Source organism: Bacillus sp. P4_D3 (assembly GCF_056401855.1).
In genome coordinates this window covers 1-2648 of the sequence record NZ_JBFUIN010000426.1, presented here as the reverse complement: position 1 = coordinate 2648, position 2648 = coordinate 1, and the positions used below count along the sequence as shown (strand labels likewise).

Genomic DNA, 2648 nt, shown 5'->3' with positions numbered 1-2648 from the left:
CTTAATGCGTGCACCAAACACTATACCATTCCCTCCGCTGCCACTAATTATATTATTTTTTGTTCATTATTTACATTCCTTCTCACAGTAAAAAGTAAAGTGCAGTAATTTTTATCAGACTTTTCGAAAACACTTTGACACACATATTAGCCAATGCTAATATGAATGAAGAATAAACACATTAGTAATGACTAATACGATTGGAGTGAATACGATTGTGCAACTCAAATGACTTAGATATTAAAGCCAAATTTATTCGAGGCTTTGCTGATAAAACAAGACTTCAGATTCTTCAATGTATGTTAGATGGTGAAAAAACGGTATCCGAAATTGTAGAAATCACTAAAGGAAATCAATCAAATATCTCACAACATCTGAACTGTTTAAAGGGATGCGGCATCATCCTAGGTAGACAAGAAGGAAAATATGTCTACTATTCCTTACGCAGTACACAAATTGAACAGTTACTTACAATGTTCGATGTTGTCTTTCATGAGGTACAAAATGAAGTAGCATCATGTGACAAAAACGATGGTTGTTTATCTCAAAAAGGAGAGAACTGACATGACAGATAAAAAGATGAGCGGAAAACAAGCGAATTGCTGTCAAGATTCTTCCATAGCACCCACAAAAGAAGAATTAGCAACGGAAACTTCATCGTGTTGCTCTTCAAAAAAAGAGATTCCAATTATCCCTATTACTAAGGAAATCTCTTGCTGTAGTAGTAACAATTCTATTAAAACTGAAACCTGTTGTTCATCTGAATTAGACCTACCCAAAGAACCAGTGACATCAAAATCTTCTTGCTGTAGTGACCCATCACCTCTTCTTAATACTCAAAAAATATCAGGAGATGGCGTACAAACTTATCTTGTAGAAGGTATGGATTGTGGGGCATGTGCTTTAACAATCGAAAAGCATCTACACAACGTTTCTGGCGTGGAAGAAGTTCGAGTAAACTTTGCTACTGGAAAAATGCATATTCGTCATGACCGGAATGTGGATGACATTATAAAAGAAGTGTCTAACGCAGGATTTGAAGCGTCTCTAGCTGGAGCTCGTAGGGGGGCAACACCTGTTTCAAAATCAAAATATACAACTTTGATTCTCTCAGGTTTATTTTTAGCTTTAGGATTTGGAGGAAGTTTTACAATCATATCCCCTCTTCTTATTACACTTCTCTATGCTATGAGCATTGGTATTAGTGGTTATAAACCTGCTAAAAGTGCCTTTTATGCAATTAGAAGTAAATCGCTCGATATGAACGTTCTCATGATATCAGCCGCTATTGGTGCTGCATTAATTGGTCAATGGCTAGAAGGCGCAACAGTTGTTTGGTTATTTGCATTAGGGGCAACGCTACAAAATAAATCAATTGAACATACACGAGAATCTATTCGTGGATTAATTGATTTAGCGCCATCAGAAGCTTGGATAAAAATTGGAACTGAACTTATAAAAAAATCCGTTGATGATATTGCAGTAAATACAACGATTGTTGTAAAGCCAGGTGAAAAAATCCCATTAGACGGCACAGTTATAGGAGGCACTTCTACTGTAAACCAAGCGCCGATAACTGGTGAATCTATCCCAATTGATAAACAAATTGGTGATTCCGTATATGCAGGAACGATTAATGATGAAGGTTCTCTTGAGATTACAGTCACTAAACTTGTTGAGGATACTACGTTATCTCGAATTATTCACCTTGTAGAGGAAGCACAGGAAAATAAAGCACCGACAGAAGCATTTGTTGATCGTTTTGCAAAAATCTATACACCTATCGTTTTTGTATTAGCAATTGGTGTCATGATTATCCCTCCCCTTCTTGGTATGGGCGAATGGATGGAATGGTTTTATAAAGGATTAGAACTTCTTGTTGTTGCGTGTCCTTGTGCTTTAGTTATCTCAACTCCTGTTGCTATTGTATCTGCAATTGGAAATGCAGCAAGAAACGGTGTACTCATTAAAGGTGGTACTGCTCTAGAAATCGCAGGTTCATTAAATGCTATTGCGTTTGATAAAACAGGAACATTGACTGAAGGAAAACCAAAAGTAATGTATGTACGCAGCGTAGATTGTACTGAAGATGCGTTATTATCCATCGCAGCAACAATTGAAGAATACTCTAATCATCCCATTGCCAAAGCAATTACAGCATATGCGAAAGAGCATCAAACTTCTATCCAAAGCGGAACAGACTTCCGCACCATTGTAGGAAAAGGTGCACAAGTAACGATAGATGGCGAAACATACTACGCTGGAAATAAAGCATTATATGAAGGTTTTGGAGTTTCACTTCAAATGTGGAACGAACCGATTCAGGAGATGCAAAGAATTGGTCAAACCGTGATACTTGTTGGAACGAACAAAGTCATTTTAGGAATGATTTCAGTAGCAGATTCCATTCGTTCTACTACTTATGGAACAATTCAAGAATTAAAACAATCAGGTATTCGGGAAACTGTTATGTTAACAGGAGACAATGAAGGAACCGCAGAACACATTGCACAGAAAGCAAAAGTAGATCGCTATTTTGCTAACTTACTTCCAGAAGATAAAGTTCATTCTGTCAAACAACTTCAATCTGAAGGAAAAACAGTGGCTATGATTGGGGACGGCATAAATGATGCCCCTGCCCTCGCTAC

General features: G+C 37.3%; 2 protein-coding genes. Both read left to right on the top strand.

Annotation, left to right across the window (positions count from 1 at the left end):
* Window positions 1-215 precede the first annotated feature (215 nt).
* Entirely contained in the window at window positions 216-563 is a 348-nt protein-coding gene (locus AC1DTM_RS22180) for an ArsR/SmtB family transcription factor (RefSeq protein ID WP_002109853.1), read from the top strand.
* Between the two features lies 1 nt (window position 564).
* Window positions 565-2648, top strand: a 2084-nt coding sequence (locus AC1DTM_RS22175) for a heavy metal translocating P-type ATPase (RefSeq protein ID WP_477000890.1), incomplete at its 3' end; no start/stop codon positions are given.